8 protein-coding genes are annotated in these 6846 nt (G+C 41.4%); 1 reads left to right on the forward strand and 7 read right to left on the reverse strand.

Features of this window, described 5'->3' with window-relative positions:
* Positions 1-246 precede the first annotated feature (246 nt).
* From JWP71_RS03100 to JWP71_RS03115, 4 genes are all read right to left on the reverse strand, one after another.
* Positions 247-537, reverse strand: a complete 291-nt coding sequence (locus tag JWP71_RS03100) for a chaperone modulator CbpM (RefSeq protein ID WP_299496989.1) — start codon at positions 535-537, stop codon at positions 247-249.
* Between the two features lie 11 nt (positions 538-548).
* Positions 549-1460, reverse strand: coding sequence for a J domain-containing protein (locus JWP71_RS03105; protein ID WP_299496991.1), 912 nt, complete (start codon positions 1458-1460; stop codon positions 549-551).
* Positions 1461-1589: 129 nt separating this feature from the next.
* On the reverse strand, positions 1590-1811 hold the full coding sequence (locus JWP71_RS03110) for a PspC domain-containing protein (RefSeq protein ID WP_299496993.1): 222 nt from the start codon (positions 1809-1811) through the stop codon (positions 1590-1592).
* A gap of 7 nt (positions 1812-1818) precedes the next feature.
* Positions 1819-3105 carry a DUF2851 family protein gene (locus JWP71_RS03115; RefSeq protein ID WP_299496996.1) on the reverse strand — a complete coding sequence of 429 codons (1287 nt, stop codon included), beginning with the start codon at positions 3103-3105 and terminating at the stop codon, positions 1819-1821.
* An 82-nt stretch (positions 3106-3187) separates the two neighbouring features.
* Between JWP71_RS03115 and JWP71_RS03120 the strand changes: the two genes are divergently transcribed.
* Positions 3188-4486, forward strand: coding sequence for an MFS transporter (locus JWP71_RS03120; RefSeq protein WP_299496999.1), 1299 nt, complete (start codon positions 3188-3190; stop codon positions 4484-4486).
* A 65-nt stretch (positions 4487-4551) separates the two neighbouring features.
* Here the strand turns inward: JWP71_RS03120 and JWP71_RS03125 are convergent, their stop codons facing one another.
* From JWP71_RS03125 to argH, 3 genes are read right to left on the reverse strand one after another with little or no spacing between them, the layout of a single operon-like run.
* A complete protein-coding gene (locus JWP71_RS03125) occupies positions 4552-5253 on the reverse strand; it encodes a DUF1345 domain-containing protein (RefSeq protein WP_299497002.1) in 702 nt (233 codons plus the stop codon).
* Positions 5254-5285: 32 nt separating this feature from the next.
* Positions 5286-5486, reverse strand: coding sequence for a YwbE family protein (locus JWP71_RS03130; RefSeq protein WP_299497005.1), 201 nt, complete (start codon positions 5484-5486; stop codon positions 5286-5288).
* Positions 5483-6817 (reverse strand): argininosuccinate lyase, encoded by a 1335-nt coding sequence (gene argH, locus JWP71_RS03135; protein ID WP_299497008.1) that lies wholly within the window; start codon positions 6815-6817, stop codon positions 5483-5485. The genes JWP71_RS03130 and argH overlap by 4 nt, the downstream gene beginning before the upstream one ends.
* Between the last annotated feature and the right edge of the window lie 29 nt (positions 6818-6846).

The raw sequence follows: 6846 nt of genomic DNA on the forward strand, positions 1-6846 counted from the left end.
TATGTTATTGAACATTTGTTATTATTGTTCACACCGGTAAGGCAATCATTATGCCAAGAGGTTTAATTATTAGTAGTATACAGCTATAAAACATTGATAGTTAGGTTAAGAAATATATAAGCTAATAATAGATCTTATTTAAAGCCCGGTTTGAATAATGTATGCAGATCTATACATAACCTTGCATTTAGAAATTAATATGGCCTTTGCGTTTATGTTAAAAATGACAAGTGTGGGTGAGTTAATTTACTCATACCGTTTTAAACTGTTCTTCAACAAGCGTATTTCTTCCTGGGTATCTTCAATCCGTTCTAATAAATGTGTAATAGCCTCAATTCCGGCTACATTAATATCCAACTCATTATGTAGCCGTATCATACGCTCCAGCTTTTGGAGTTCACTTTCGGGGATATAAGTGGTTTCGTTAACTACTGTTATTTCTACTAATCCCGCTTCTTTTAAATCGGTAATAAAAGTTTGCTCCAGCTGGTGATACACACAAAAATCAGTGGCTGCTATTAAATGCTTTGTTCGCATAACTTTTTAATTTATGTAGATGATTTAGCCAGTTCTTCAAATAGCTGTTTTTGTTTTTCGGTAAGGTTGGTAGGTAGCTGTAGTTCATAAGTAATATACAGATCGCCAAAGTCGCCTTCTTTTTTATAAAGTGGCAGGCCCTTGCCTTTTAACTTAACTTTAGTGCCGTTCTGTGTTTCGGGTTTTACTTTAACCTTAACTTTTCCGGTTAGGGTCTCAACAGTTATTTCGCCGCCTAATATAGCGGTATACAGGTCAAGCTTTACGGTGCTGTATAGGTCGCTGCCTTTTCTTTTAAAGCGATGGTCATCGGCGACAAAAAACTTAATATATAAGTCGCCGCCCGGCCCGCCATTGGCACCCGGACCGCCATGACCCGTAATTTTTATAGTTTGCCCGTTTTCAACACCTGCAGGTATGGTTATGCGTATATTTTTGCCGTTTACAGTAAGCGTTTGTTTATGGGTTTCGCTGGCTTCTTTTAGGTTAAGATGCAGTTCGGCATTATAATCCTGCCCGCGATATTTGGCCTGGCGCCTCTGGCCACCACCACCCCCGCCAAACATTGATTGGAAGAAGTCTGAAAAATCATTACCACCGCTGCCAAATCCTTCAAAATCAAAAGCTTGTCTGCCACCACCGCCAAAGTCGTGTTGTTGTCGGCGTTGCTGCTGATGTGCCTGCTCGTACTGCCCGCCATGCTGCCAGTGTTCGCCATATTGATCGTATTTTTTACGCTTTTCCGCATCGCTCAAAACTTCGTTAGCCTCATTTAGCTGCTGGAATTTCTTATGGGCTTCCGAATTGTCAGGGTTCAGATCCGGATGATATTTACGGGCAAGCTTTCGGTAAGCATTTTTTATATCCTTATCGGTAGCTGTTTTAGTAACGCCTAATACCTGGTAATAATCAATAAATGCCATGTTGTGTGGTTGTAAATAACTAAACCTAAAGATAAGGGAAAAGTTTTGGCCTCTCTAATCTCCCCGAGTAGGGCAGACCTTTTTCATTGGATTTTTAAACGCTCCCTTCCGGGAGGTCTGCGTGGGGCTCTAAAAGTCTGATGTTCTTGCTCTGACGCGTTTAATATAATTGCGGATGTCTAACACAACACCGGCAAAAAAATAAACTATAAGCGGGAATCCAACAGATAAAAACGATGCGTAAATAAAGAATAGCCTTATTTTAGAGATAGATATATTGAAACGCTCGCCCAAATAAGTGCAAACCCCAAAAGAGTATCGTTCAAAAAAAGTAAGCAATCGCTGTAACATAATTTAATCAGGCTAACTTAAGTATTTTATTACCAACGCCGCATTGCAGGCATTTCTTATAATTACAATAATAGTTTTTTAATTCCAATAATGCCTGCGATTCGAACGCCGAACTTGCTTTTACACCCAGACTATCAAAATCAGCTATAATATTATTTTGTTCGCCGGGTAAGTTTTCTAATAATTTAAGGCTGCGGTCTATATAATATTGCTGTTGGTTGTGCTTACCATAACTAAACAAAAATAGAGCCAATGTATTTAAAAGAAATAATTCGGCCGATGCTTGCCCCATGCTTTTTGATGATGGTTTGGATGGCTTATCAAACTGGTAATGATCTTCCCAATAGGGATTTACTTTAATGTCAGTAAATTGCTTTTGCAGGATTTTTACATCTTTAATATCCAACACTTTTGAAAATAAGTGATTAGAGTTAATAACCAGTGCCGCAAACTGTGCCAGCCGTATGGTTGGAAAGTTTTGTGGCCTCATGCGCATAAATTTCCAGAGATGATTGTCAATAGGCGTAAGATTGAACTTCTTTTTTAGAAACTCGTATTCCTTTTTTAGCTTTCGCGGATACTCATCTGCCAAATTATCATTTAAAAATCCTGCCTGACCAAATATCAATGCCTCAATTTGAAGCGGGTTGTTTTTATGTTTGGCCAGAATATTTTGAGGTAACGATTTTGCCAGTAATTCAAACGGAACAGCATTGGTTTTAAAACCAAAGTTGGCCGCTAAAAATTGATAAAAGGTTTCTTCCCAATCGCCTCGGTTTAGGTTGAGCGCGGCAATAACCGCGGTCGATTTCTTTTCCAGGCGTTCAATCAATACCCTTGTAAACCATGTTTTCAAAGTAAAATCGTCCAGTTTGCCAATACTGGCCTCGCATGGGATTATTGTTTGCGTACCGAATACCAGGTTGTGGTAACGGTTAAATAATTCATCAGGTATACGGTCCTTTAATTCAAGGGTTGGTATTTGTCGGCCGTTAGGTAATATTACCGGTTCATCATCACGGTAAACCACATGCAGGATCACATTATCGTAAGCATTATCTTTAGAGTGTTTATGCTTTTTCCAATCAGACGAGGAAAGGTGCAGCTCCACATTTCCCGCCCATAAGGTATCGCCAATCTTTATCCGCGCGTTCCCAAAATCAGGCCCCGAATCTGTATTATGCATACCTGCCGACAATATCTCTATTATATCGCCGGTTGTAGTTTGCAGGTTGGCCCGCTCAAACAGGCGAAATTTCCATACATAATGCAAAAAGTCTTCGGTGAAAAGCATTAACTAAGATACAAATAAATGTCATTTCGAAATTGTTGTTGTATTGTTCTAATCTTCTATATTTAACGTATAAATCACCATCATGCAATCCGAAGCCACCGTCACCCCAACCACCACCCACCGTATCAAATCCATCATTGGCGGCTCATTAGGTAATTTGGTAGAGTGGTATGATTGGTATGTATACACCGCATTTTCATTATACTTTTCGGCAGCGTTTTTTCCTAAAAGCAGTGAGTTGGTCCAGCTGTTAAATACCTCGGGCATATTTGCCATTGGTTTTTTAATGCGACCAATAGGCGGCTGGGTAATGGGTACTTATGCAGACAGGAACGGTCGTAAAACCGCGTTAACCTTATCGGTAATGTTAATGAGTGTAGGCTCGTTGCTTATTGCTGTAACGCCTGGCTATAAACAAATTGGCATTGCCGCGCCCATTATATTACTATTGGCCCGAATAATACAAGGCCTGAGCGTCGGCGGCGAATACGGCACCAGCGCCACCTATTTAAGCGAAATGGCTACCAAAAAGCATCGGGGCTTTTATTCCAGCTTTCAATACGTAACACTAATTGCGGGGCAATTAATAGCATTGGGCGTGTTGGTGTTGCTGCAACGTGCATTTTTAACCGAAGAACAATTGCATGCATGGGGCTGGCGCATTCCGTTTGCTATCGGCGCGGTATTAGCTATAACGGTTATGTATTTGCGCCGCAGCTTGCAGGAATCTGTAACTATAGAAAAAGATGAAAAGGCCCGCTCATCCCGCGGAACATTAAAGGCATTAGCAGCGCACCCCAAAGCTGTGCTTACGGTATTTGGTTTAACCTTAGGCGGTACAGTAGCCTTCTATACGTTCACCACTTATATGCAGAAGTTTTTGGTGATAACCTCAGGTTTTTCAAAAGCCAGCGCAACATTAATCTCAACACTTACGCTAATAGTATTTATGCTATTGCAGCCGGTATTTGGTTTATTATCTGATAAAATTGGGCGCAAACCTTTATTGATTGGATTTGGTATATGCGGATCATTAGCAACTGTACCTATTTTAACTATGCTGGGGCATACCAAAGATGTTTGGGTGGCCTTTGCCCTTATCATGTGCGCGCTAATCACAGTAAGCGGCTACACCTCTATAAACGCCGTTGTAAAGGCAGAACTTTTCCCCGCTAATGTGCGCGCGTTGGGCGTTGGGTTTCCGTATGGAGTAGCCGTATCCATATTCGGCGGCACTGCCGAACCGTTGGCATTGTCATTTAAAAGTGCAGGTCACCAGGAGTGGTTTTATTGGTATGTAACGGGTTGTATTTTGGTGTCGCTCATTATATATGCTACAATGAAGGATACAAGAAAATATTCGAAGATTGAAGGAGAGTAGGGCGGCGATGGCCAAAGGCTACCTGGTCCTACCCTGCAACGGCGCGTTCTAACAGAGCGTGGTAACTATATCATACTCGACACAATATTAATACTCAACGCCACTATCGCGGTATTAAAAGCGAAGGATATTAAGCCATGCATCCAGGCCAGTCTGCGTATGTGCCGGTCGGTTATCTCTATGTCTGATACCTGGAAGGTCATTCCAATAACGAAAGAGAAATAGATAAAGTCCAAATAATCAGGTTCTGTTTCAACAGGAAACTGCAGGCCGCCAAGTGGCTTTGTTTGACCATCATCCGTATCGGTATCATAATACATATGCGCGTAACGCATGGTAAACAAGGTGTGTACCAGCCACCATGATACAACCACCGATGCCATTGCCAATAAAATATGACCGGTGACATTAGCTCCGGGTTGACCCTTGGTTGACTTTAGCAAAAATAATATCGCACCCAAACTAATTATTGAAGCGGCTACAACAAACAAGAATATTAGGGTTCGGCTGGAATCCTGCAGTTTAGCAATCTTTCTTATTTCGCGCGGATGAGCGTTTAAAATAATTATCCAGTCCATTATAATTACGGCTAAAGCAAATGCTATCCAGGTAATTAAAGCTACCGCAGGTGCACTATATTTTGTGTGGGTATATAAAAACGCCATAGCGGCAATAACAAAAGAGAAATATATCCGGTAGTGTGCATCAAGCTTGAAAAATGCATTGTTGGGAAGCCTTAATTTTTTTGAAAGTGTTTTTTTAGCCATTGGTTAAATAATGATTATTGAAAGGCAATATACTACAACTCGTCAACAATTTCTGCTACGCGGCCAACTTGCCCGTCTTCTAAACGCACTTTTATCCCACGGGAGTGAAATGCCGAACTGGTAAGCAGATCTTTAACTATACCACGCGTTAGTTTGCCGGAGCGTTGGTCCTTTTTCAGGATGATGTCGACTTTAAGGCCGGGATATATGTCTTTTCTATTTTGTCCGTTCATTTTACCAATTTCGCAATGGCCCAGGCTACTGTATCAAAATTAAAGCTATCTACAATTTTATTCATGGCGTCGGTAATTTGCTCATTGCACAAATTACCAATGCTGCCTTCGTGGGTATGGTTAAGTTGTTGGTCGGGGTTAAATTCACTCTTTTCAATAGCTAAACCAACTTGTTTATAAGCATCGCGGAAAGGCGTGCCGCTTAATACCAAACGGTTAACTTCTTCCACACTAAACAGGTACGCGTATTTGGGGTCGTTTAATATTTCGGTATTTATAGTGATGTTTTGCAGCATAAAGGTTGCCATGTGCAGGCAATTCTTCAAATCTGTAAACGCCGGGAACAATAATTCCTTTAACAACTGCAATTCGCGGTGATAGCCGGACGGCAGGTTGGTGGTCATCATAGCTACATCATTTGGCAGGGCTTGCAAACGGTTACATTTACCGCGCATAATTTCCCAAACATCCGGGTTTTTTTTCTGCGGCATAATGCTGCTGCCGGTGGTTAAAGTATCAGGGTAGCTCACAAATGCAAAATTCTGACTTAAATATAAAGCCTGGTCCATGGCCATTTTGGCCAGCGTTGCTGCAATGGATGATAAAGCTTGCGCAATTATCCTTTCGGTTTTACCACGGCCCATTTGCGCGTAAACTACATTGTAATTCAGGCTGTCAAAACCTAACAGCTCGGTAGTCATGGTACGGTTTAGCGGAAATGATGAGCCATAACCCGCTGCCGAACCTAATGGGTTTTTATTGGTGATTTTATAAGCGGCTAATACCAATTCAAGGTCATCAGCCAAACTCTCGGCATAGGCACCAAACCATAACCCAAAAGAGGATGGCATAGCTATTTGTAAATGCGTATAGCCGGGTAATAATGTGCTTTTATGTTTCTCGCTTAGCTCTATTAGCTGATCAAATAAAGTTTTGGTCTCTTCTACAACCTGTTGTAATTCATGCCTGAAAAATAGTTTCAGGTCCACCAAAACCTGATCGTTACGTGAGCGACCGCTATGTATTTTTTTACCGGCGTCGCCAATACGCTGGGTAAGCAGCATTTCAACCTGCGAGTGTACATCTTCCACACCCGGCTCTATGGTAAAATTGCCTTTTTCAATATCGGCATAAATGCTTTTTAGCTCGCGTTGCACCAGTTCCAGATCATCAGCACTCATTAAACCAATGCTTTGCAGCATTTGTGTATGCGCTAATGATCCCAACACATCAAACGCGGCCATCTGGGCATCAAACTCCGTATCGCGCCCAACGGTAAAGTTTTCTACCAGTTCATTAACATTAGTGGTTTTTTGCCAAAGCTTGCTCATTTTAATTTACGATTTACGATTTACGATTT

Origin of the sequence: Mucilaginibacter sp., from assembly GCF_028287845.1 — a bacterium.
GTDB lineage: Bacteria > Bacteroidota > Bacteroidia > Sphingobacteriales > Sphingobacteriaceae > Mucilaginibacter.

Coding starts and splice junctions, on each gene's coding strand:
- JWP71_RS03100 (WP_299496989.1), bottom strand. CDS start 537: ATGCGAACAAAGCATTTAATAGCAGCCACTGATTTTTGTGTGTATCAC.
- JWP71_RS03130 (WP_299497005.1), bottom strand. CDS start 5,486: ATGAACGGACAAAATAGAAAAGACATATATCCCGGCCTTAAAGTCGAC.
- JWP71_RS03110 (WP_299496993.1), bottom strand. CDS start 1,811: ATGTTACAGCGATTGCTTACTTTTTTTGAACGATACTCTTTTGGGGTT.
- JWP71_RS03105 (WP_299496991.1), bottom strand. CDS start 1,460: ATGGCATTTATTGATTATTACCAGGTATTAGGCGTTACTAAAACAGCT.
- argH (WP_299497008.1), bottom strand. CDS start 6,817: ATGAGCAAGCTTTGGCAAAAAACCACTAATGTTAATGAACTGGTAGAA.
- JWP71_RS03120 (WP_299496999.1), top strand. CDS start 3,188: ATGCAATCCGAAGCCACCGTCACCCCAACCACCACCCACCGTATCAAA.
- JWP71_RS03125 (WP_299497002.1), bottom strand. CDS start 5,253: ATGGCTAAAAAAACACTTTCAAAAAAATTAAGGCTTCCCAACAATGCA.
- JWP71_RS03115 (WP_299496996.1), bottom strand. CDS start 3,105: ATGCTTTTCACCGAAGACTTTTTGCATTATGTATGGAAATTTCGCCTG.